Raw genomic sequence first — 22,121 nt, 5'->3', positions numbered from 1 at the left:
GGAGGCCTCGGCCTCCCGTTCTTCATTGAGCGTGGGGTGTCAGCTCAAGGTCACGCGCGCGAACTGGCGCTTGCCGACCTGCAGCACCATCGTGCCGGCCTCGACCTTCAGGCCCTTGTCGCTGATCGTGACGCCGTCGATCTTGACGCCGTTCTGCTCGATCTTGCGGTTGCCCTCGCTGGTCGACGGCACCAGGTTGGCCGCCTTCAGCAGCGCGGCGATGCCCATGGGCGCGCCGCTCAGCGTCAGCTCGGGGATGTCGTCCGGGATGCCGCCCTTGGCGCGGTTGTTGAAGTCGGCCTCGGCCTCCTCGGCCGCCTGCGCGCTGTGGAAACGCGCGGTGATCTCCTTGGCGAGCATCACCTTCACTTCCTTCGGATTGCGCCCGCCCTCGATCTCGCGCTTGAGCGCCGCGATCTCCTCGATGGACTTGAAGCTCAGCAGGTCGAACCACTTCCACATCTGCACGTCGCTGATCGACAGGATCTTGGCGAACATGCTGTTGGCCGGCTCGGTGATGCCGACGTAGTTGTTCTTCGACTTGGACATCTTGTCCACGCCGTCCAGGCCCTCCAGCAGCGGCATCGTCAGGATGCACTGCGGCTCCTGGCCGTACTCGGCCTGCAGGTGGCGGCCCATCAGCAGGTTGAACTTCTGGTCCGTGCCGCCGAGCTCGATGTCGGCCTTCAGCGCCACCGAGTCGTACCCCTGCATCAGCGGATACAGGAACTCGTGCACCGAGATCGGCGTGCCCGCCGCGTAGCGCTTGGTGAAGTCGTCGCGCTCCATCATGCGCGCCACCGTGTACTTGGCCGCCAGCTGGATCAGGCCGCGGGCGCCCAGCGGGTCCGACCACTCGCTGTTGTAGCGGATCTCGGTACGCGCCGGGTCCAGCACCAGGCTGGCCTGCTTGTAATAGGTCTCGGCGTTGTGCTTGATCTGCTCGGGCGTCAGCGGCGGACGCGTCGCGTTGCGGCCCGACGGGTCGCCGATCATCGAGGTGAAGTCGCCGATCAGGAAGATCACCTGGTGGCCCAGGTCCTGCAGCTGGCGCATCTTGTTGAGCACCACCGTGTGGCCGACGTGGATGTCCGGCGCCGTCGGATCCAGGCCCAGCTTGATGCGCAACGGCGTGCCGGTGGCCTCCGACCGCGCCAGCTTCCTCAGCCACTCGTCCTGAGGCAGCAGCTCCTCGCAGCCTCGCAGCGATTGCTGCATCGCATGACGGACCCGGTCGGTGATCGGAAATTCGGGGGCCGACGTGGCCGGGGTTCGGATGTCAGACATGGTGCTTCGGTGCCCGCACGGGCTTACGTAAAGTCTTGATTTGTCGGGTTTTCTAGCATTCGTAACCCGGTCACGCCGGTATACTGCCGGCTGTTTTTGCGGGGCGCCAAGAGGGCAATTCACATGCCTGACCGGACGCTGCAACGCAAGACGGCGATTCTAGTGGACGCTCTCGCAGCGGTCAGGACGCCCGGTACTCCCGGCTCCCGGACCGCACCTCCCCTGGCTCCGGAAAGAAGGTCTTTGGCGCGTGATGAATTGGACTGACGAATGGCAGCGCGTGCAGCGCACCCTCGCTCGCGCCGAATCCTTCGCGGCCAAACACCCCCGCGCCCTCACCGGCACCGTGGTCGGTGTGTTGAGCTGCTTCGCCGTGACCGCCTTCGGCGTCGCCCCCCTGGCCCCTGACGCGGCCGACCTGCCCCAACGCGTCGTCTCCGAATCCATCCCGCTGCAGTCGCTCGATGAGCAGCTCGCCGCGCTGGCCGCCTACGACCCGGGCCTGTCGCGCAGCGACGTGACCCGCGCGGCCGACACCGCCGATTCGCTGCTCAAGCGCATGGGCGCCTTCGACGCCACCGCCGCCGCCTTCCTGCGCGCCGACGACACCGCCAAGAAGCTGCTGACCGGCCGGGTCGGCAAGCGCGTGCAGGTCGTGGCCACCGCCAGCGGCCAGGTCCAGAGCGTCGTGGCCCGCTACGCCGCCGAGTCCAACGACCAGCTCGACACCCATTTCACCCGCCTGAGCATCACCCGCGACGGCGACAAGTTCGTGTCCAGGATCGAGACCGTCCCGTACGAGACCCAGACCCGTCTGGGCAGCGGCACGATCCAGTCCTCGCTGTTCGCCGCGACCGACGAGGCCAACGTGCCCGACGCGATCGCCACGCAGCTGGCGGACATGTTCTCCGGCGACATCGATTTCCATCGCGAACTGCGCAAGGGCGACCGCTTCTCGCTGGTCTACGAAACCCTGACCGCCGACGGCGAACCCATCACCTGGGGCAACCGCTCGGGCCGCCTGCTGGCCGCCGAGTTCGTCAACGCCGGCAAGAGCTACCAATCGGTCTTTTTCCGCGACCCGGCCAGCGGCAAGAGCAACTACTACGGCTTTGACGGCGAATCCAAGCGCCGCTCGTTCCTGGCCAGCCCGCTGGAGTTCTCCCGCGTGACCTCCGGTTTCGCGATGCGCTTCCACCCGATCCTGCAGACCTGGCGTCAACACCAGGGCGTGGACCTGGGCGCGCCCACGGGCACGGCGGTGCGCAGCGTCGGTGACGGCAACGTCGAGTTCGCCGGCTGGCAAAACGGCTTCGGCAACGTCATCCAGCTCAAGCACAGCGGCAACCGCATGACGGTCTACGCGCACCTGAGCCGCATCGACGTCAAGAAGGGCCAGAAGATCGACCAGGGCCAGAAGATCGGCGCCGTCGGCTCGACCGGCTGGGCCACCGGCCCGCACCTGCATTTCGAGTTCCGCGTCAACGGCAAGCAGCAGGATCCGCGCGTCATCGCGCGCGCCTCGGAAGCCGTCACGCTGCCCGCGACCGCCAAGGCGGCGTTCAAGGCACAGGTCGCCAGCGCCAAGAGCGCGCTCGACGCCGCGTCGTCGATCCACGACGGCGTCGTCGGCGAGTAATTCGACACCCGCCGGCACCCCAGGCCGGCCCCGCCCATGACCGGCTCGGAGCTCTACCTCGGATTGATGTCCGGCACCTCGCTGGACGGCGTCGACGCGGTGTTGATGCGCGCCGACCAGGACGGGCGCGTGCGTGCCCTCGCCCACGCCTACGAGGCCTTCGACGACACGCTGCGCGCCGAACTGCTGGCGCTGAACAGCCCGGGTGACAACGAACTCCAGCGCGCCGCGCTCGCCGGCAACGCGATCGCGCGGGTGTACGCCTCGGCCTGCCAGGCCCTGCTGCGCGAGCAACGCCTGGTCCCGCAGCAGATCCGCGCGCTCGGCGCGCACGGCCAGACCGTGCGCCATCGCCCCGGCGAGTTCGACGGCACCGGCTTCACGCTGCAGCTGCTGAATGCGCCGCTGCTGGCGGAACTCACCGGCATCGCCGTCGTCCACGACCTGCGCAGCCGCGATCTGGCCGTGGGCGGCCAGGGCGCGCCGCTGGTGCCGGCCTTCCACCGCGCGGTGCTGGCGCGCGGCAGCGCGGATGTGGTCGTGCTCAACGTCGGCGGCATCAGCAATGTGAGCCTGCTCTGGGCCAATGGCCGCAGCGGCGGCTTCGACTGCGGCCCGGGCAACTGCCTGATGGACGGCTGGATCCATCGACATCAAGGCACGGCCTATGACGCCGGCGGTGCCTGGGCGGCACAGGGTCAGGCGCATGCCGTCCTGCTTGAGCGCCTGGTGTCCACGCCCTACTTCCGCCAGACGCCTCCGCGCAGCACTGGCCGCGACCTCTTCCATCTTGGCTGGCTGGACGAGCAGATCGCCGCGTCCGCGCCAGGCGTCTCTCCGGTCGACGTGCAGGCCACGCTGCTGGAGCTCAGCGCCCGCTGTGTCGCCGACAGCCTGAGCGCCTTCGCGCCCGGCGCGTGGCAGGAGCTGCTGGTCTGCGGCGGCGGCGCGTTCAACGACACGCTGCTGGACCGCCTGCGCGCCTTGCTGCCGGGCGTGATCGTCTCCACCACCGACACGCAGGGCCTGCCGCCGATGCAGGTCGAGGGCGCCGCCTTTGCATGGCTCGCGATGCGGCATGTGCGCGGGCTGCCGGGCAACCTGCCCGCGGCGACGGGCGCCTCCGGCCTCCGTGTGCTGGGCAGCTACACGCCCGCCTGAAATCGACGGCACAAACGACAAGACCGCCCGAGGGCGGTCTTTGCATTGGCGCGGAGACGCTGGTCGATCAGACCGAGAAGCTCGAGCCGCAGCCGCAGGTGGTTTGCGCGTTCGGGTTCTTGATGACGAACTGGGCGCCTTGCAGGTCTTCCTTGTAGTCGATCTCGGCGCCGACCAGGTATTGCAGGCTCATCGCGTCGATCAGCAGCGTGACGCCGTTCTTGGCCATCTGCGTGTCGTCGTCGTTGACGGCCTCGTCAAAGGTGAAGCCGTACTGGAAGCCGGAGCATCCGCCACCCTGCACGAACACGCGCAGCTTCAGTTCAGGATTGCCTTCTTCGAGCACCAGCTCGCGCACCTTCTCCGCCGCGCTGTCGGTGAAGACCAGCGGAGCCGGCATGCCGCCCAGGTCGGTGCTTTGGGTTTCGAGGACTGCGCTCATCGTGGATCCTGTTGTATCGGAGGAATGTCGGGATTATCTCAAAGCCTTCGCCGGCAGTGCCGAACCACTCGGACAAATCCCCTACGCCCATGCGCGTGTTCGCCACTTGCAGGGCGGACGCCCAAAAAACAAGGCCGCTGAAACAGCGGCCTTGTTCTTGAGCTTGCGTCGCCAGCAGAATCCCCAGAGGAATTCCACCAGCGAACGGAAGTCGATCAGCGCTTGCTGAACTGCTTCCGGCGACGGGCGCCGTGCAGACCGACCTTCTTACGCTCGACTTCACGCGCGTCACGCGTGACGAAGCCGGCGCGGCTCAGTTCGGGCTTCAGGGCCGCGTCGTAGTCGATCAGCGCGCGGGTGATACCCAGGCGCACCGCGCCGGCCTGGCCGGACTCGCCGCCACCGTGCACGTTGATCTTGATGTCGAAGGCCTCACCATTGTTCGTGAGCAGCAGGGGCTGACGCGAAATCATGATGGAGGTCTGACGGCCGAAGTACTGCTCGATCGAGCGGCCATTCACCGTGATCTGGCCCGTGCCCTTCTTGATGAAGACGCGCGCCACCGACGACTTGCGACGGCCGGTACCGTAATTCCAGTTTCCGATCATCACCGCTCCTTAGATTTCCAGCGCCTTGGGCTGCTGGGCGGTGTGCGGATGCGTGTCGCCCGCGTACACCTTCAGCTTCTTGATCATCGCGTAGCCCAGCGGACCCTTGGGCAGCATGCCCTTGACGGCCTTTTCCAGGGCACGGCCCGGATGCTTGGCTTGCATGTCCTTGAACTTCGTGGCGTAGATGCCGCCCGGGAAGCCCGAGTGACGGTAATACACCTTGTCCGTGGCCTTGTTGCCCGTGACACGCAGCTTCTCGGCGTTGATGATGACGATGAAGTCACCGGTGTCGACGTGAGGCGTGTAGATGGCCTTGTGCTTGCCGCGCAAACGGAGTGCCACTTCGCTGGCAACACGTCCGAGCACCTTGTCGGTGGCGTCAATCACAAACCACTCGTGCGTCACTTCGGCCGGCTTGGCGCTGAAGGTCTTCATGAGATTCTTTCAAAAGGCTGAACTTCGGGCGATCTGCCCCCGTACGCTCGGTGCACGCTTGTAGGCGATCGAAATCGCGCGGCCTCTCACGGACGTTCCTCCCGCTGCCTTGGGAACGGGAAAGCCGGCGAGTCTAGCAGAAACCCCTGGAAAGGCCAAATCCAGGCCCTCGCGCGACCGAACCGACGCCGCTTTCCCTCTGAACGCCGCTAGCATCCACGCCCATCAGCCGCCCCGCCATGTCCACCTCGCCCGATCCCAGCTCCACCCCGGACACCCCCGCCACCGGCGCTCCGCAGCCCGGGACGGAGGACCGCGCCCGCTCGCGCTGGAACCCCAAGGCGATGCTGGCGCGCTGGACGGGCTGGGTGCCGATCCGCTCGCTGGGCAAGCGCCACCGCAAGCGCATCCTGGCCCACCTGCTGGCACTGGGCGAGCGCGACCGCTACCTGCGCTTCGGCTATCCGGCCCGCGACCCGCAGATCGAGAAATACGTCACCGGCCTGGACTTCGCCCGGGACGAGGTCCTGGGCATCTTCAACCGCCGGCTGCAGCTGATCGCGGTGGCCCACCTGGCCTACGCGCCGGCGCCGCAGATCAAGGGCCGGCCGGCGATGGCCGAGTTCGGCGTCTCGGTGGCCACCACCGCGCGCGGCAAGGGCTTCGGCGGGCGCCTGTTTGAACGCGCGGCGCTGCACGCGCGCAACCGCGGCATCGACACGCTCTTCATCCACGCGCTCAGCGAGAACGCCCCGATGCTCAAGATCGCGCGCAACGCCGGCGCCACGGTGGAGCGCGACGGCGGGGAATCCGAAGCCTGGCTGCGCCTGCCGCCCGACTCGGTCTCCTCCCACGTGGACGAGGCCCTGGAGCGCCACATGGCCGAATGGGACTTCCAGTTCAAGCGCCACATGCGCACCGTCGGCGACTTCCTTGACGGCGTGGCCGAGGTGAAATCGCGCATCCGCAAGGTCCGCGAACGCGCGTCCGACCAGGATCCACCCGCCCGCTGAGCGAACTTCCCGGCCTTATTCGCCCGGGCCCCACCCGATTCCAGGGGGGACTCCGGATGCATTTTGTAACGGCTTTCCGCTACATTCGCGCGGATCGCCCGGTACGGTGCCTGTTGTCTTCCGATCCCGCGCGTCCGCCTGGTGCCGTCGCGCGCCATTGTCCGGTCCGTCAGCTCGCTGGCCTCGTCCGCATCGTTGGGATATGCAGAACCTGCTTCCGTGGATCATCGCGGGCCTGTCGGCGTTGGCCGTCATCGGGCTGGCGGCCGCGTTGCTGCTGCGCCGGCCCCGGCGCGAGCGCAAGCCGCTGCCCACCGAGTGGTCGCTGAACCCGCGCCCCGTGTTCAGCGCCGACGAGCGCCGCGTGTTCCGCCTGCTGCGCGAGGCGCTCCCGCATCACGTCGTCATGTGCAAGCTGCCGGTGGTGCGTTTCTGCCAGCCGAGCGAGGCCCGCGACGTCCGCTACTGGTATGAGCTGCTGGGCGGCATCAGCGTCAACTTCGCCATCTGCAGCCCCAACGGCCGCGTGCTGGCCGCCATTGACATCGAGACCGAGCGCCCCGGCTCCAGCCGCAGCCTGCAGATCAAGCAGGCGGTGCTGGCCGCGTGCCGCATCCGCTACCTGCGCAGCTCGGTGGACAACCTCCCCAGCGCGACCGAATTGCAACTGCTTGTGCCCTACAGCAACCAGGGCAGCCGCGCCAGCATGGCGCCGATGCCGCGCGCAGCGCAGCCGCCGGTGCCCGCGCCCGCACCGCGCCGCGCCGCGCCGGCCACCGCGTCCTCGCGCAACACGCTGTGGAACGACTCGCCGGTCTTCAGCGATTCCTTCTTCGCGCCGGACAGTCGTTTCGATGCCTTCAGCGGCGAGACGATGCAGGCGGGGCTCGCGCCGCTGTCGCCGGCCGCCTCATCCTCCGCTGAGCCCCGCGCCCGCGGCTACCGGCCCCGCGCCGGCGCCGCCGAGGCGCCGGCGGGCTTCCGGGACTCGCAACTGCGCGATCCGCGCGACCCGCGCGAACCACGCGACACCGCGTTCCGCGATTCCCAGTTCAGCCGCGACTTCCCGACCCTGCCCGGCGAGATCGGCGAGCCCGACATCGGGGGCGTGGTGGTCGACTCCCCGCGCTACGGACGTCGTTGATGGCCAGCGTTGATGGCCGCGCCTGATCACGGCGCTAAGCTACGGCCCTGATCCGCTTCCTCGACGACACGACGGCGCCTCGGCGCCGTTTTTGTTGTCGCTGCCCCCATGAATGACGCGCCGGCCGGTTTCGGCCTCCTCACCCCCGAACTGATGCTCGACGCGCTCGAGCACGCCGGCCTGCGCCCCGACGGCCGCCTGCTGCAGCTGAATTCCTACGAGAACCGCGTGTTGCTCGCCCACCTGGAGGACGGCAGCGCGGTGGTGGCGAAGTTCTACCGGCCGGGGCGCTGGAGCGACGCGCAGATCCTGGAGGAACACGCGTTCGCGCGGGACCTGGCCGAGGCCGAGGTGCCCGTGGTCGCGCCGCTGACGCTGGACCTGGACGGCGGCGCGAGCACGCTGGGCCATTTCCAAGGCCAGCGCTTCGCGGTCACGCCGCGCCAGGGCGGCCGCGCGCCCGAGCTCGAGGACCCCGAGGTGCTGCGCTGGATCGGGCGGTTCCTCGCGCGGATGCATGAGGTCGGCCAGCGCGCGCCGTTCCGTGAGCGGCTCGGCTGGAACAGCGCCGCGCCGGCGCGCGACGCGCGCGACTGGCTGCGCGCGCACGACACGCTGCCCCCGGAGCTGTCCGCCAAGTGGCACGACGCGGCCGCGCGCTGCATCGACGAGATCGACGCTGCCTTCGACGCGCTGCCCGACCGCGTCACGCTGCGCCTGCACGGCGACTGCCATCCCGGCAACATCCTGTGGACGCCCGACAAGGGCCCGCACTTCGTCGACCTGGACGACGCGATGCAGGGCCCGGCGGTGCAGGACCTGTGGATGCTGCTGTCGGGCGATCCGGAAGCGGCACGGCGTCAGCGCGACGCGCTGATGGACGGCTATGAGAGCGTGCGCGAGTTTGACTGGCGCGAGTGGCGGCTCGTGGAGGCGCTGCGCACGCAACGCATGATCCACCACAGCGCGTGGCTGGCGCGCCGCTGGGACGATCCGGCCTTCCCGCTGGCCTTCCCCTGGTTCGGCACGCCCAACTACTGGAGCGACCAGGTGGTCAAGCTGCACGACCAGCTCGACGCGATGCAGACCCAGGCGCGACCGGTCGACGGCTGACACGGCTGGCACGCCTGAGCCGTGCGATCACTGCGCGGTGTCGGACGCGCAGCGCAGCGCTGACCGTCTTCAGGGCCCGGACCTCGCATCCGAGCCAGACGCGGCCCGGCGTTGCGTCGTCTCGGGCAGGCAGCTCCCCGCGGCCCGGCCTCTCCATCGGTGCGACTGATGCGGCTCCTCTCGCACTGGAGACGCACCATGCCCGACACCGATCCCGACCCCGACCCCGGCCACGTCCTGCACGTCGAGTTGCCGGCGCCCACACCGCCGGATGCCACGCAAGACGGTGCTGCGACCTCGACCTCGACCTCTACCGCGACCGGCCCCTCGCAGCACGCGCCCACGTCGACGCCCTCGCGCATCGGGTCCTTCCTCCAGCTCCGCCGCAGCCTCGACCTCGGACCTGTCCACCCCGAGGAGGGCCGGCTGCGGGTGATCCTCTACGCGATGCACACGACCATGGCCTCCTTGAAGGCCGCGCCCGTGCAGGTGTCGCCCGAGCAACGCGTCCAGCTGCGGCGGGCCGTGCTCGAGCACCTCGAGCGACAGCTGACAGATGCCTTTCTCGACCCCGCCGACGAGGTCTTCCTGGATCGATTCGCGGGGCGACTGGTGTCGGCCGTGCTCGACGGCGATTACGCGGGCCTGGCGGGCGACGGCGGCCGCCGGGACACGATCCGGCAAGTCATCCTGGACCCGCAGCGCCTGCACGAGGCCGTGCTGCTGCGCCCCTGGGGCATCGGCGATCTCAGCGACAACGGCGTCGAGGCGGCGCCACCCTTGCTCCGCGGAAAGAAGGTGGCCGTCCATCGCGGCAGCGCGCTGCTCGTGGAAGGCCTGCTGGCCGCGGCCTATCACGCCGAGCGCCTGCTCGACCAGTCGCCGACGCCCCGGCCGCTCGCGCACCATGTCGGCGTGGCGCGCCAGGCCGCCTACACGCTGGAGTCCGGACTGGCGGGCCGGCCGCTGCTGTTCGACCTCGACCGCCTGGATCGTCTCGCGGCGCGCTCCGACGCCTCGGCGCAAGGACATCTCGCCGCGACGCGCGACCTCTGGACGACACAGTCGCGCCTGGCCGCCCTGGGCATCGCCGGGCCGCCGAACTTCCTGTCAAGCAAGGCGCGTGAGAACGCGAACTGGCATCCGACCGGCGGCCGGCCGCTGCGCACCGACGACCCGGCTCCCTTCGTCCAGCTGATCGGGTTCGTGCCGGCGCCGGCGACATCCGACCCGCCGGGCGCCGCGCTCCCGGCAACGGCAACGGCAACGGTGGCCGTCCAGGATCCGGCGACGCCGCTGCCCGTGCTCCACTCGTTGATGCCGGAGGTGAGGCAGCAGATCGACCGAGAGACCGGCGTGGTCACCCTGACGTCCAGCACCGCGCTGCTGCCCCTCGTGCTGAGCGTGCCCGCGCTCGCGTCGCCATCGAATGCGGAGCAGGCCCGTCGGCAGGACGCCGACCTGTCGATCCTGGACATCTTCACGGTGGCGGTCCTGATGGACACGGCCCCGATGTCGCGCCAGCTGCTGCCGCCGCGGATCACGTTGACGGACGACCAGCTGCTGGTCGGGAAGCGCCCCGTGGTGGAACGTCAGCCCGACGGCAGATGGACCTTCGATGCGGGTGCTGTCGCGCTCGTGCGCGAGATCCACGGCGCCGACGGCACCATGCGTCCCAGCGACGACCCGCTGTCCGACTGGGAGACACCGCGCGCGGGCCGACTGCGTGATACCGCCGCGGGCGCTCGCAGCGAGCATCTGCGCCTCTACGTCCAGCTGGAGGACGACGAGGTCATGCATGGCGTCGGACTGGCGCTGACCCGGAACCATCCGGACGAAGTCGTCTGGGTGCAGGCCGAGAAGAACGGACCGTTCCGCGTGCTCCGTGGGCAGTCCCTGCTGGACAACGCGCCCGCCGATGCCCGGATCAAGCTGATCGCCTCCGGTCACGGTCACACCAGCCTGCTGACGCGGGAGCGCCTGCTCAGCGGCCGGACGGCCCGGGGGCTGGCCGAGGAACTGAAAGCGCTGATCCCCCGCCTGCGGGCGCAGCCGCTGCCGAGGATGGATCGCATCAGCCTGTTGGGCTGCGCGCTTGAAACCCCCGTCGTGCAACGCAGCTTCGGCCGGGAGTTCGCGATCGCCGCACGCGACCTGGGGGCAGCGGACATGGAGACCACCGTCTACGGACAGACACTGGTCGTCGATTCGCATTCGAGCCACCTGCGCAAGGCCACGCAACTGCACGAGGGGGCACCGGTGCGCCAGGGCGCCGCCGGGACGACCTGGGTCTTTCGCTCCGACCCCGTCACCGGCGTCACGACCGTCCGCGACAAGTTCCCCAACGGCAACGAAGGGGTCGACCTGCCCGTTGCGTGCTGCGCCATCCTGGGCGAGGGCGGCGCACCGTCGACGCGCTCGCAGGCCCTGGCCCTCGCGGACGCCTGGGATCGCGACCGCCTGCGCCAGCGCTTCCGCGAGGTGGTCAACCTGCATCGCCCGCCCGGCGCGCATCTGCTCCCCCATCTGGGCCTGCGGGACGACGGACTGGCCACGCTGACCTACCTGCGACTGAACACGGGCGCGGTGCAGACGCGGGACGTCGTCGCTTCCGCGGACGTGCGGGTCCTGCGCGCGGGGATGACCGCGATCCGGGAGGGGCTCGACAATTTCCGGGACGGGCTCCTCGACCCCGGCACGCCCGCGGCGCGCATGGACCTGCTCAACCTCGGTCTGATGGCCCTCATGCTGTCGGATCTCGCCGGCGACGTGCCCGGTGGCGACAAGTACCAGGAGGCGCTCTGGTACATGGGCCTCACCCAAGGCGGATTCCAGGCGGGCGCGGACGCCGCGGCGATGGCCGCCGTCCTGCGCAGCGCGACGACCCGGGAGGGGGCCGGGTCGATGGCCACCCTGGTGCGCACCACCAGCATGCTGTCCAGCGGCCTGTCGACGGTGAGCCGGATGGCCCAGGCGGGATCGATCGCGATCGACGTGGCGCGGCTTGTCGACGCGCTGCGCCGTGAAGACCGCGGCGCGGTGTCCCAGGCCGCGGTGCAGGTCGGGCTGGACGCGGCCGGGTTGGTGCTGGTGGGTCTGGCCGCCGTCGCCGACCTGGCCGGCGCGGCGATGCTCGCCGCGGCGGCGGAAGGGCTCGCGGTCCCGCTGGCGGGCCTGTCCATCGGCATCGCGGCCCTGGCGAGAGAGGTGAGCAACGAGATCGACCGGATCGAACACAACGTCGATCCGCTGCGGCAGATCAATCTCGGCTACGACGAGCCCCTGAAGCGGGTGAGCATGGACCCCGCGCAGCCGGAGCACCGGGCGCTCCTGGTCAACGGATGGGCGCCCATGAAGCGCATCGATTTCGTGACCAACACGGTGACCTTCGCGGACGCCACCGTCGGCGATTCGGTCCTGCACAAGAACCAGCTGTACTGGCAGGTCGGCAGCAACCGACTGCACGACTACTGGGTCAACGACGATTCGGACAAGCAGTTCAGCCACAGCCGCAACGACAAGAAGCTGGATCTCTGGACCCTCATGCGCCACAAGGGCCGTGCGGCGATCCCGCAGGTAACGCTGCCGACGCCGCTGCGCGACCCCGCGCTGGTCCTGGGCCTGATGACCGCGCCGAACCTGGCCCTGCACTTCGAGGCCTACTCGACATCGCGGATCGGCGGGGACTTCTCGCTGCTGCACAACGCCCTGATCGAACGGATGCAGCGGAACAGCGCCGCCGACTTCGCCGCCGACTACGTGACCTCCAGCAGCTTCGCCAAGTCCGCGGACCACTGGCATGTCGACCAGAAGACGACCTGGCTCGAGGTGGTGCTGGACGATCAGCCCAGGACCCTGGCCTTGCCGGTCCGCTCGAAGACCGACACCGACAGCTTCCTCTTCATGGACGAACGGCCGGTCGCCAGCCGCGGCTTCATGCCGCTGGATCAATCGAAGGTGTGGATCCGGCTCCTGGGCGGCGGCGGCGCCTACACGCTCGCGATCCCACCCGACGGCATGGTGCGCAATCCGGTGTACATCCTGCCTTCGGGCACCGTGCGGGAGACCTGGACCCTGATGCTCAAGGGCGGCCTCATCAACGGAGGAAAGCCGGTGGTCTTTCTCGATCGCAGCGTGGCGGGCGTGCGCATCGCCGGTCAGGAAATCCGCTTCGAGGCGCTGCATGACGCGGTCGTGCAGATCGCGGACCCGCTGGTTCCCGGCGTCCGGCTGGTGCTGAACATGGCGCGGCAAGGCGCCTCGCTGGTCCTGACCTTGCCGAACTGGACCGAATCGCTGCGGCCCGGCCGCGCGTGGTCCGAGGCCGTGAACCTGCTCTCGCCGTCCTCCGAGGCCGTCCTCGAGCTCATGGACGCGACCTTCCGGCCGCAGCCCTCCGGGCAGCACCAGGAACCGGTGCAACTGTCGAGCGCGCTGGACAGCGGCGAACTCCTGTCCGGGCTGCTCGATCCCGCCACCGGAGCGTCGATGCTCTACGGTGCCAAGTACCTGTTCCTGCTGGAGAGCCCCCGTGCGGGCGAACCCCCGCCCACGTGGAAGCGCTACGAGCTCAAAAGCGGTGAGGTCAGTCTCGACGAGCAGCGGCGGCCGACCGTCCGTTACGACGGCGGCCACCATTTCGGCCCCATCAGCTTCACCTACTCGGAGGAGGAGCGGCGCCTCGTGCGCGACCGCCTGGCGATGTCCGGTGCGGGCGAGCGGGCGCTGATGGGATGGCTGCGCGATCACCCGGCCTGGACCTCCGCGGAGCTGTTCCGCTTCATGACGGACGTCCTGGCGGCCGGCGTCGAACTCGCGGGGCCCGAGGGCGGGCCGCCCAAACCCGTGGACGAGGTCGACTTCTACTATCGCGGCGCCGAGAGCAACCGCCCGACCGAGGGCACCTTGTGGCTGGCGCTCTGGGCACGGCTGGACCGGCTGGCACAGAACGCGCCGGGCAGTTCGCACGTCCAGGTGGAGAGCGACCCCCACCTGGCGCACGACCTCGTCCTGGCGGGTCTCGCCGGTTTCCGCCAGTACGAAACGGTGCTGGGCGACGCGGCCCAGGGCGTTCCGGGCCAGCAGCCCCTGCAGGCCCGGGAGATTCCCGCCGCCGAGGTCGCGCGGGCCCGGCAATGGTTGATGCTGCGGCATGCGCAGGCCACCAACGCCTATGGCCACTGGTCGGATCTGCTCCCGGAACTGCAGCCGCTCACCCTGAACGAACGCACCCGCAAGGCCGGGCTGCTGCAGCGGCTCCAGCAGCTGCTGGACAAGCATCTGTCCGCGTCCGGCGGATCGAGTTGGATCAAGCTGGGGGACACGCCCGAGGCCTCGGTGACCTTCGCGCACGAACTGCGGGACGCCGGGGTGGACATCCGCATCGACGCCTCCGACTTGTCGCCGACCTCGCGCGCGACCGACCGATGGGGACCGACCGACTTCTACGACGTGCAGGTGCCGTCCCTGCGCCTGTTCATGCACGACCTCAGCGACCATCTGGATCGCGATGCAGCGGTCTTCAAGCGACTTCGACAGGTGAGACCGGTCGAGCCGTCGGACATTCCCCTGCAGGAGGCGCTGACCCGGCTGGCCGACGCGCGCGACGAAGCCCGCAAGCTCAACCGGCCGGTGCCGCCCGTTCCGCCGCGTCTGCTGGAGCAGGTGCGCCGAGCCGGTCTGACGTTCTCGCGTCCGCCCGTGATTCCGCCGACTCCGTCGATCGATTCAGGCTCAGGCTCAGGTGCGGGAGTTGGAGCGGGCGCGCTGCCCACGGTCTGGCGGCCCCCTGCCACGCTGGGCAGCGTCCAGCTCACACCGGAGGGCGGCACCATCGATGATGCGACCTTGCGCTTGTGGCGGGATCAGGCCGCCACCCAGGGATTGCGGCTGGACGCCTGGTATGCGCGCCACGCCGTGCTGGACACGCCGATGGAAGTCAGCCTGCGGGAAGCCGCCGCGGAGGCGCTGCGCGACCGGCTGATCCGTCTGCGGGAGCACGGCGATCAGTCCGGGGTGTCGGCGCTGGCCCTGCATGCGGATGCCACCTTGAACCGGCAGCTGTTCGCCGTCCTGCAGCGGCTGCTGCCGCCGGCAGGCGTTGTCAAGGTCGCGGGCCGGGACACGGTCCGCCCGGGCGACGTCCTGCGCTTCGTCGACGGCCAGGGCGCTGGCCACTATGCGTTGATGCGGCAGGTCGACACCAATCTCCTGCACCTGCCGCGGGATCCGGGCGCGATGGCGGGCAACCCGTACTGGGCCTACCTCGGGAGCGTGGACGACCTGGGCCAGGACCTGCGGCCGCGCCTGTCATCCGAGCCGGACGGCCCGCCTGTCCTCGATCCCGGCGCCTACCACGCGTGGAGCTGGAACGACAAGGCGCCCGTGCTCGGCGGGGTGTACCTCTATCAGAACCCGTTCAACGGCCATGAGGAACTCTTCCGTCTGCGCCGCCTGGACGAACGGCGCCGCGCCAAGGCGGGCGCCTACGGCTACTTCCCCACGGACGGCGCCAGCAACGCCGACTGGTTCTACCTCGGCAACACCGAGTCGCTGAACGAGGCGGAACTCGGGGAGCTGGCGAATCGCCCATCAGCGCTCGCGCCGGAGGCCTTCTCGCTCGGCCTGCTGGAATGGTGGGCCGACCGCCTGATCCCGGGCGGCAGCAGCTATCGCAATTTCCGCATGGAGCCCGACTCCTTCCAGGCGACGACCTGGGGCGGCACCCTCTTCCGGCTGCGAGCGGACGGCAGCCTGTGCGTCGAGCTCGACGACAACGACGCGACCGTCTTCCGGCTCGGCGACGACCCCGAGTTCAAGGCCTTGCAGCGTCCAGTTCCTGGCCGGCCGCGAAGCGCCGAGATGGCTGCTGATCCAGGGCAATGGCCGGAGCGTGGACCTGGACGGGGCCGCGGCGCTGGGCTTCCCGGAAGTCGTGATCCTCGACGAAGTCGACGGCTCGCCCCGGGCCATCGATCTGGACGACGAGGCCACGCAGGGCGACGAAGCGTTCTATGAAGGCCGTGATCTGGTGATCCATCGCGCCGGCACCGGCCAGCTGATCCGCATCCGCCGCGCGCTCGAGCCGGCCACGGACCTGCCCTTCGACGACGAATGGACGACGAGCGTGAAGGTGACGGACCGGGGGGGCGCGCGCCGCCTGGCGTGGCCGGGCATGGACCGCTCGCTGCGTCTGCCGATGCTCACGCTGTACGGTGCCCTGCTCGACGTCGCCCGCGACGGTACGGACCTGCGGATCGGCGACGCCGATGGCTGGTCCCAGATGCGTGTCCCGGACGTCTTCGCGTTCGAGAACGGCGTCATCGGCACCACGCCGACCGGCGACGACGAAGCCCTGTTGCGCCTCCAGAGGCCGGACGGACGATGGCAGCTGGCGCGCCTGTCGGCACCACTCATCTCGGCGATGGCCGCCGGCGCGAGCACGCCGCAGCGCTGGCGACTGGTGCCGGGCGGCGACGGACGGCTGGGTGATCTCCAGCCTGAGCACTCGACGAGCTTGTCGCCGGGAGAGGCCGAGGCGCCCCGACAGCGGTGGGCCTTGGCCAGCGCGAAGCTGTCCGAAGCGATGGCATCGATCGTCCCGGCGGGGCAACTCGACTTGTCGCCGCGCTGGGCGCCCGCGACCGGCGTGTTCCCGACGAACACGCCGATCAGCGGGTGGGACGTGTCCCGCCCCGAGGCGACGCTGCCGACCTGAGCACGGCAGCGCCGGTCCTCCGCCCAGCCCTCAGCCCAGCAACAGCGCGTTCACGCGCTTCACGTAGGCGGCCGGGTCCTCGAGCACGCCGCCCTCGGCGAGCAGGGCCTGGTCGAAGAGCACCTGGGCGAGGTCGCCGAAGCGGGCCTGGCCGGCGTCATCGGCGTCGATCGAACCGAGCTTGCGCACGAGCGCGTGCTCGGGGTTGATCTCCAGCGTGGGCAGCGACACCGGCGCGGCCTGGCCGGCCTGCTTGAGCATGCGGGCCAGGTGGCCGCTGATGTCGCCTTCCTCGACGACCACGCAGGCCGGCGAGTCCACCAGGCGCGTGGTCACGCGCACGTCCTTGGCGCGGCCTTCCAGCGCGGCCTTCAGGCGCTCCAGTACCGGCTTGAACTGCTCGGCGGCGGCCTCGGCCTGCTTCTTCTCTTCCTCGTCCTGGAGCTGGCCCAGATCGACCGCGCCCTTGGCGACGGACTGCAGCGACTTGCCCTCGAACTCGTACAGGTGGGACAGCATCCACTCGTCCACGCGCTCGGTCAGCAGCAGCACCTCGATACCCTTCTTGCGGAAGATCTCGAGCTGCGGGCTGTTCTTCGCGGCGGACAGGTTGTCGGCGGTGATGTAGTAGATGACCTCCTGGCCTTCCTTCATGCGCGACACGTAGTCGGCGAAGGACACGCCGGTCTCGGCGTGGGTCGACGCGAAGCGCAGCAGCTTCACCAGGCGTTCCTGGTTGGTGTGGTCCTCGCCGACGCCTTCCTTGAGCACCTGGCCGAAGTCGGTCCAGAAGCGGGCGTACTTGTCGCGCTCGCCGGCGTCCTCGCTGTTGGCCAGCGACTCCAGCATCGACAGCACGCGCTTGGTCGAGCCTTCGCGGATCGCCTTCACGTCGCGGCTTTCCTGCAGCAGCTCGCGGCTGACGTTCAGCGGCAGGTCGGCCGAGTCGATCACGCCCTTCACGAAGCGCAGGTAGACCGGCATCAGCGCCTCGGCGTCATCCATGATGAACACGCGCTTGACGTACAGCTTCACGCCGCCGCGCTTGTCGCGGTTCCACAGGTCGAAGGGTGCCTTGGCGGGGATGTAGAGCAGCTGCGTGTACTCGCTGCGGCCCTCGACGCGGTTGTGCGTGAAGGCCAGCGGGGCTTCGGTGTCGTAGCTGATCTGCTGGTAGAAGGCGTCGTACTCGGCCTGCGTGATGTCGCTCTTGGCGCGGGTCCACAGCGCGGAGGCCTTGTTCACCGGCTCCCACTCGTCCTTGAGGACTTGCGTGGCGTTGTCCGCGTCCCACTCTTCCTTGCGCATCAGGATGGGCAGCGAGATGTGGTCGGAGTACTTGGCGATCGTCGACTTCAGGCGCCAGGTCTTGAGGAACTCCTCCTCGCCCTCGCGCAGGTGGAGGATCACGTCGGTGCCGCGGCCGGGCTTGGTGATGGTCTCGACCTCGAAGTCGCCGGTGCCCTCGGAGGTCCAGCGCACGCCCTGGTCGGCGGGCAGTCCGGCGCGGCGCGATTCGACGGTGATGCGGTCGGCGACGATGAAGCCCGAGTAGAAGCCCACGCCGAACTGGCCGATCAGGTGGGCGTCCTTCTTCTGGTCGCCCTCGAGCTTGGCCATGAACTCGCGGGTGCCGCTCTTGGCGATGGTGCCGAGGTGGGCGATGGCCTCTTCCGCGGACAGGCCGATGCCGTTGTCGCTGATGGTGACGGTGCGGGCCTCGGTGTCGAAGGACACGCGGACTTCCAGGTCGGGCTGGTCCTCCAGGAACTGGGGATGGTCCAGCGCCTCGAAACGCAGCTTGTCGCAGGCGTCGGAGGCGTTGCTGACCAGCTCGCGCAGGAAGATCTCCTTGTTGGAGTAGAGCGAGTGCGTCACCAGATGCAGGATCTGCTTGACTTCGGCCTGGAAGGAGTGGGTTTGCTTGTCCATCGTTCTTGAATCAAGTGAGAGCAACGGGAGAGCCCCGATGGGGGCTGGATTATCGCGGCGGCAGATGGGCCCGGTCCGGACCGATTTCAAGGGACCTCTACACTCCCCGCCCTATGCCGATGATCTATTGGTTCGATTTGCTGGGTGTGGCGGTGTTTGCCGTCAGCGGGGCGCTGGCCGCGATGCAGGCGGGGCTGGACCTGTTCGGGTTGCTGGTCATCGCGGCGATGACGGCGGTGGGGGGTGGCACCTTGCGCGACGTGCTGCTGAACCGTCATCCGGTGTTCTGGATGAAGGACACGCGCTACCTGCTGGTGATCATCGCCAGCGCCCTGGCGGCGTTGATGGTCGGCCCGTTCCCGGAGCATGCGATCGCGATCCTCAAGGTGGCGGACGCGTTGGGGCTGGCGCTGTTCGCGCTGTGCGGCACCGAGATCGCCGAGGAGCATGGCGTGAAGCCGATGCCCGCGCTGCTGATGGGCATGTTGACGGCCTGCGGCGGGGGCGTGTTGCGGGATGTGCTGAGCGGCCAGGCGCCCCTGCTGCTGCGCAAGGACATCTATGCGACGGCCGCGATCGGCGGCATCGCGATCTACTTTGTGTTGAAGGCGATGGGCATGCCGATGCGGTGGGCCTTCGTGCTGGGCATGGTCAGCGTGGCGACCTTGCGCCTGGCGGCGCTGTACTTCGGTTGGCAACTACCGGCGCTGGGCATGTTGCAGGTTCACTGACCTTCTTCTTCCTCGTCTTCGTCTTCGTCTTCGTCGTCATCCTCGGCGAGCGCGAATCCATCGACATCGCGCGTGCCGCGCTTGGCCTCGGCGGCGCGGGCTTCCTTCTCGGCGAGCTTGGCGGCTTCGGCGGCCTCGGCGGCGGCGGTCCACTCGTCGAATTCCTCGGGGGTCTCGAGGGTGATGCGGCCGAGCTGTCCCTGGCGGAGGTCGTAGAGGAGGATCTCGGCGGCTTTCTGCGTGTTGATCCGGCCGCCGGAGAGCACGGCGCCGCGGCGCTTGCCGATCATGGCGAGGACTTCGCCGTCGAGCAGCGAGGCGTCGGGCTCGAGCTGATAGCGGGTCTTGAGCGCTTGCGGATAGTGGCGGCGCAGGTAGCCGAGCAGGTCCAGCGCGACGACTTCTTCCTCGAAGGCGTTGCGGCCGACGGCGCCGCTGGCGGCGAGGTTGATGCCGGCTTCGGGGACACGGATCTTCGGCCAGAGCATGCCGGGCGTGTCGAAGAGGTAGACGCCCTTGTCGAGCAGGATCTTCTGCTCGATCTTGGTGATGCCGGGCTCATCGCCGGTGGCGGCGGCGCGCTTGCCCACGATCGTGTTGATCAGCGTGGATTTGCCCACGTTGGGGATGCCGCAGATCAGCACGCGCAGCGGCTTGTCGAGCCCGCCGCGGTTGGGTGCCAGGGCGCGGCATTCCGCGGCCATCAGCTTGGCCAGGCCGGGCTGGCCCTGGTGGATCGCCACGGCGTGCGTGTTGGGCTGGGCGCGATAGAACGCCAGCCATTGCGCCGTGCGCGCGGGATCCGCCAGATCCTGCTTGTTGATCAGCTTGAGCGCCGGCCGGCCGGCAGTGAGTTGCGCGATCAGCGGATTGGCACTGCTCGCGGGCACGCGGGCATCGAGCATCTCGATGACCACGTCGATCCCGCTTTTCATGCGCTCGCGGATCGCGCCCCGGGTCTTGTGCATGTGCCCGGGAAACCATTGAATCGCCATGGGGCGCGATTGTCCCCGATCTGCTCGCGACCTCAGTTCGAGGCCGGCGCCGGGCGCCATTCGACGATGGTGGGCGCGCCGTCGCGCGACTCGATGCGGACCTCGATCCTGTCGCCGGCCTTCATGTCGGAGAGCTGCGCGGCGCTGAGCAAGCCGGGCGCGAGCTTGAAGGGCATGGTCATGCCGGGCATGTCGAGATGGCGGATGTCGCCGTGCTTGAGCGTGAGTTTCTGCTGCGCGGCGTCCACGCGGCGGACCTCGGCGGGGATCCAGTCCTGCGAGGACGGCGCGGCCGCGTCGGCGGACGCACCAGCCTGCGCATGCTGCTCGTGACCCGAGTGGTCATGGGCCTGCGCGCGGGCTTCGGGTGCGCTCAGGGTGGCGGCGAGGGCGAGGCTGAGCGCGGCGGTGAAGAGGATGCGGTTCATGGTGGATTCCTGTTGATCGTCTGAATGATGTCGATGGCCTGGTGGGCGCGGATGGGCTCAATGCCCTTGATGGCCGTGCCCATCGGGCTTGCGCACGCGCAGCGGCTCGGCGGCGGGCGAGGATGAAGCGGGAGCGACGGGCGCGGCGGGCGCCTGGGGAGCGGAGGTCGGCGCATCGACCGCGTGGGCGACGCTGCCCCGAGGCGCGGCGTACCAGCCCGGATCGCGGTAGTCGCCGGGCTTCTGGTCCTTGCGCACCTTGATCACGCTGAACATGCCGCCCATCTCCAGCGAGCCATGCGGGCCGCGGCCGGCCATCATGGGCACGGTGTTCTCGGGCAGCGGCATCTCCATCTCGGCCATGTCGGCCATGCCGCGCTCGCCCATCGCCATGTAGTCCGGGATCACCTTGTTGATGCGCGCGGCGAGTCCGCGGTGATCGACGCCGATCAGCGTGTCGACCTCATGGCCCATCGCGTTCATCGTGTGATGGCTCTTGTGGCAATGGATCGCCCAGTCGCCGGGCTCGTCGGCGAGGAACTCGATCTGCCGCATCTGCCCCACCGCGACATCGGTCGTAACCTCGGGCCAGCGCGCCGACCTGGGCACGGGGCCGCCGTCGGTGCCGGTGACCTCGAACTCGTGGCCGTGCAGGTGGATCGGGTGATTGGTCATCGTGAGGTTGCCCACGCGGATCCGCACACGGTCGCCCTGGCGCACGTTGAGCGTGTCGATGCCGGGGAACACGCGGCTGTTCCAGGTCCACAGGTTGAAGTCGGTCATCGTCATCGTGCGCGGCGTGTAGCTGCCGGGATCGATGTCGTAGCTCGACAGCAGGAAGCAGAAATCGCGCTGCACCTCGGCGATCTGCGGATGCCGCGTCTTCGGATGCGTGACCCAGAAGCCCATCATGCCCATGGCCATCTGCGTCATCTCATCGGCATGCGGGTGATACATGAAGGTGCCGGGCCGGCGCGCGACGAACTCGTAGACGAAGGTCTGGCCCGGCCGGATGGCCGGCTGCGTCAGGCCGGACACGCCGTCCATGCCGTTGGGCAGGCGCTGGCCGTGCCAATGCACGCTGGTGTGCTCGGGCAGCTTGTTGGTGACGTAGATGCGCACGCGGTCGCCCTCGACGACCTCGATCGTGGGGCCCGGCGACTGCCCGTTGTAACCCCACAGGTGCGCGGTGCAGCCCGGGGCGAGTTCGCGCAGCACGGGCTCGGCGACGAGGTGGAACTCCTTGACGCCGTCGCGCATGCGCCAGGGCAGCGTCCAGCCGTTGAGCGTGACCACGGGGTTGTAGGGCCGGCCATCGGGCGGTGTGAGCGGCGGGGCGGTGTCGGGCGTGTCGCGCTGCGCGGGCTCGGGCAGCGCGGCCAGTGCCACGCGAGAGACGCCTTGCGCGTTCACCGCGCCGGCGGCGCCGAGCGCGGCACCGGCGGCGAACAGGTTTCGTCGGGAAATCATGGG

16 protein-coding genes are annotated in these 22,121 nt (G+C 69.2%); 8 read left to right on the top strand and 8 right to left on the bottom strand.

Annotation, left to right across the window (positions count from 1 at the left end):
* Nucleotides 1-39: 39 nt before the first annotated feature.
* Complete coding sequence (tyrS, locus tag ACNI65_RS00855; RefSeq protein WP_416763533.1) at nucleotides 40-1,218, bottom strand: tyrosine--tRNA ligase; 1,179 nt, start codon at nucleotides 1,216-1,218, stop codon at nucleotides 40-42.
* A 322-nt stretch (nucleotides 1,219-1,540) separates the two neighbouring features.
* Here tyrS and ACNI65_RS00850 point away from each other — a divergent pair, with 322 nt between their 5' ends.
* Nucleotides 1,541-2,926, top strand: coding sequence for a peptidoglycan DD-metalloendopeptidase family protein (locus tag ACNI65_RS00850; protein ID WP_416760667.1), 1,386 nt, complete (start codon nucleotides 1,541-1,543; stop codon nucleotides 2,924-2,926).
* A gap of 36 nt (nucleotides 2,927-2,962) precedes the next feature.
* Entirely contained in the window at nucleotides 2,963-4,087 is a 1,125-nt protein-coding gene (locus tag ACNI65_RS00845; RefSeq protein ID WP_416760666.1) for an anhydro-N-acetylmuramic acid kinase, read from the top strand.
* Nucleotides 4,088-4,154: 67 nt separating this feature from the next.
* Here ACNI65_RS00845 and erpA read toward each other — a convergent pair whose 3' ends face one another.
* From erpA to rplM, 3 genes are all read right to left on the bottom strand, one after another.
* Entirely contained in the window at nucleotides 4,155-4,529 is a 375-nt protein-coding gene (gene erpA, locus ACNI65_RS00840) for an iron-sulfur cluster insertion protein ErpA (protein WP_416760665.1), read from the bottom strand.
* 215 nt (nucleotides 4,530-4,744) lie between these two features.
* On the bottom strand, nucleotides 4,745-5,137 hold the full coding sequence (gene rpsI, locus ACNI65_RS00835) for a 30S ribosomal protein S9 (protein WP_091727356.1): 393 nt from the start codon (nucleotides 5,135-5,137) through the stop codon (nucleotides 4,745-4,747).
* Nucleotides 5,138-5,146: 9 nt separating this feature from the next.
* Nucleotides 5,147-5,575, bottom strand: a complete 429-nt coding sequence (gene rplM / locus ACNI65_RS00830; RefSeq protein WP_067065533.1) for a 50S ribosomal protein L13 — start codon at nucleotides 5,573-5,575, stop codon at nucleotides 5,147-5,149.
* A 239-nt stretch (nucleotides 5,576-5,814) separates the two neighbouring features.
* On the opposite strand from rplM, the gene ACNI65_RS00825 reads away from it, so the two are divergent.
* The 5 genes from ACNI65_RS00825 (at nucleotide 5,815) to ACNI65_RS00805 (ending at nucleotide 16,562) form a co-directional block, all read left to right on the top strand.
* Complete coding sequence (locus ACNI65_RS00825; protein ID WP_416760664.1) at nucleotides 5,815-6,588, top strand: GNAT family N-acetyltransferase; 774 nt, start codon at nucleotides 5,815-5,817, stop codon at nucleotides 6,586-6,588.
* Between the two features lie 202 nt (nucleotides 6,589-6,790).
* Nucleotides 6,791-7,732 (top strand): DUF2726 domain-containing protein, encoded by a 942-nt coding sequence (locus tag ACNI65_RS00820; RefSeq protein ID WP_416760663.1) that lies wholly within the window; start codon nucleotides 6,791-6,793, stop codon nucleotides 7,730-7,732.
* Nucleotides 7,733-7,840: 108 nt separating this feature from the next.
* Complete coding sequence (locus ACNI65_RS00815) at nucleotides 7,841-8,845, top strand: serine/threonine protein kinase (protein WP_416760662.1); 1,005 nt, start codon at nucleotides 7,841-7,843, stop codon at nucleotides 8,843-8,845.
* 198 nt (nucleotides 8,846-9,043) lie between these two features.
* The gene (locus ACNI65_RS00810; RefSeq protein WP_416760661.1) at nucleotides 9,044-15,862 is read left to right on the top strand and encodes a C80 family cysteine peptidase; all 6,819 of its coding nucleotides are present in this window, start codon (nucleotides 9,044-9,046) and stop codon (nucleotides 15,860-15,862) included.
* Nucleotides 15,780-16,562: a hypothetical protein gene (locus tag ACNI65_RS00805; RefSeq protein ID WP_416760660.1), complete on the top strand. Its 783-nt coding sequence runs from the start codon at nucleotides 15,780-15,782 to the stop codon at nucleotides 16,560-16,562. Before ACNI65_RS00810 ends, ACNI65_RS00805 begins: the two co-directional genes overlap by 83 nt.
* Nucleotides 16,563-16,592: 30 nt before the next feature.
* Here the strand turns inward: ACNI65_RS00805 and htpG are convergent, their stop codons facing one another.
* Complete coding sequence (htpG, locus tag ACNI65_RS00800; RefSeq protein WP_416760659.1) at nucleotides 16,593-18,494, bottom strand: molecular chaperone HtpG; 1,902 nt, start codon at nucleotides 18,492-18,494, stop codon at nucleotides 16,593-16,595.
* A gap of 113 nt (nucleotides 18,495-18,607) precedes the next feature.
* Between htpG and ACNI65_RS00795 the strand changes: the two genes are divergently transcribed.
* On the top strand, nucleotides 18,608-19,225 hold the full coding sequence (locus tag ACNI65_RS00795) for a trimeric intracellular cation channel family protein (RefSeq protein WP_416760658.1): 618 nt from the start codon (nucleotides 18,608-18,610) through the stop codon (nucleotides 19,223-19,225).
* Here the strand turns inward: ACNI65_RS00795 and ylqF are convergent.
* From ylqF to ACNI65_RS00780, 3 genes are read right to left on the bottom strand one after another with little or no spacing between them, the layout of a single operon-like run.
* Nucleotides 19,219-20,220 carry a ribosome biogenesis GTPase YlqF gene (gene ylqF, locus ACNI65_RS00790; protein WP_416760657.1) on the bottom strand — a complete coding sequence of 334 codons (1,002 nt, stop codon included), beginning with the start codon at nucleotides 20,218-20,220 and terminating at the stop codon, nucleotides 19,219-19,221. The genes ACNI65_RS00795 and ylqF overlap by 7 nt on opposite strands.
* 32 nt (nucleotides 20,221-20,252) lie before the next feature.
* The gene (locus tag ACNI65_RS00785; protein WP_416760656.1) at nucleotides 20,253-20,648 is read right to left on the bottom strand and encodes a copper-binding protein; all 396 of its coding nucleotides are present in this window, start codon (nucleotides 20,646-20,648) and stop codon (nucleotides 20,253-20,255) included.
* Between the two features lie 57 nt (nucleotides 20,649-20,705).
* Nucleotides 20,706-22,118 carry a multicopper oxidase family protein gene (locus tag ACNI65_RS00780; RefSeq protein ID WP_416760655.1) on the bottom strand — a complete coding sequence of 471 codons (1,413 nt, stop codon included), beginning with the start codon at nucleotides 22,116-22,118 and terminating at the stop codon, nucleotides 20,706-20,708.
* Nucleotides 22,119-22,121 lie beyond the last annotated feature (3 nt).

This window comes from Roseateles sp. So40a, from assembly GCF_048081605.1.
GTDB lineage: Bacteria > Pseudomonadota > Gammaproteobacteria > Burkholderiales > Burkholderiaceae_C > Roseateles.
Note: the sequence above shows the minus strand (reverse complement) of the source record. Positions and strands in the feature narration are given on the sequence as shown.

Bases quoted from the DNA above. Each gene is read 5' to 3' on its own strand.
- tyrS (WP_416763533.1), bottom strand. From the start codon at position 1,218: ATGCAGCAATCGCTGCGAGGCTGCGAGGAGCTGCTGCCTCAGGACGAG.
- ACNI65_RS00850 (WP_416760667.1), top strand. From the start codon at position 1,541: ATGAATTGGACTGACGAATGGCAGCGCGTGCAGCGCACCCTCGCTCGC.
- ACNI65_RS00845 (WP_416760666.1), top strand. From the start codon at position 2,963: ATGACCGGCTCGGAGCTCTACCTCGGATTGATGTCCGGCACCTCGCTG.
- erpA (WP_416760665.1), bottom strand. From the start codon at position 4,529: ATGAGCGCAGTCCTCGAAACCCAAAGCACCGACCTGGGCGGCATGCCG.
- rpsI (WP_091727356.1), bottom strand. From the start codon at position 5,137: ATGATCGGAAACTGGAATTACGGTACCGGCCGTCGCAAGTCGTCGGTG.
- rplM (WP_067065533.1), bottom strand. From the start codon at position 5,575: ATGAAGACCTTCAGCGCCAAGCCGGCCGAAGTGACGCACGAGTGGTTT.
- ACNI65_RS00825 (WP_416760664.1), top strand. From the start codon at position 5,815: ATGTCCACCTCGCCCGATCCCAGCTCCACCCCGGACACCCCCGCCACC.
- ACNI65_RS00820 (WP_416760663.1), top strand. From the start codon at position 6,791: ATGCAGAACCTGCTTCCGTGGATCATCGCGGGCCTGTCGGCGTTGGCC.
- ACNI65_RS00815 (WP_416760662.1), top strand. From the start codon at position 7,841: ATGAATGACGCGCCGGCCGGTTTCGGCCTCCTCACCCCCGAACTGATG.
- ACNI65_RS00810 (WP_416760661.1), top strand. From the start codon at position 9,044: ATGCCCGACACCGATCCCGACCCCGACCCCGGCCACGTCCTGCACGTC.
- htpG (WP_416760659.1), bottom strand. From the start codon at position 18,494: ATGGACAAGCAAACCCACTCCTTCCAGGCCGAAGTCAAGCAGATCCTG.
- ACNI65_RS00795 (WP_416760658.1), top strand. From the start codon at position 18,608: ATGCCGATGATCTATTGGTTCGATTTGCTGGGTGTGGCGGTGTTTGCC.
- ylqF (WP_416760657.1), bottom strand. From the start codon at position 20,220: ATGGCGATTCAATGGTTTCCCGGGCACATGCACAAGACCCGGGGCGCG.
- ACNI65_RS00785 (WP_416760656.1), bottom strand. From the start codon at position 20,648: ATGAACCGCATCCTCTTCACCGCCGCGCTCAGCCTCGCCCTCGCCGCC.
- ACNI65_RS00780 (WP_416760655.1), bottom strand. From the start codon at position 22,118: ATGATTTCCCGACGAAACCTGTTCGCCGCCGGTGCCGCGCTCGGCGCC.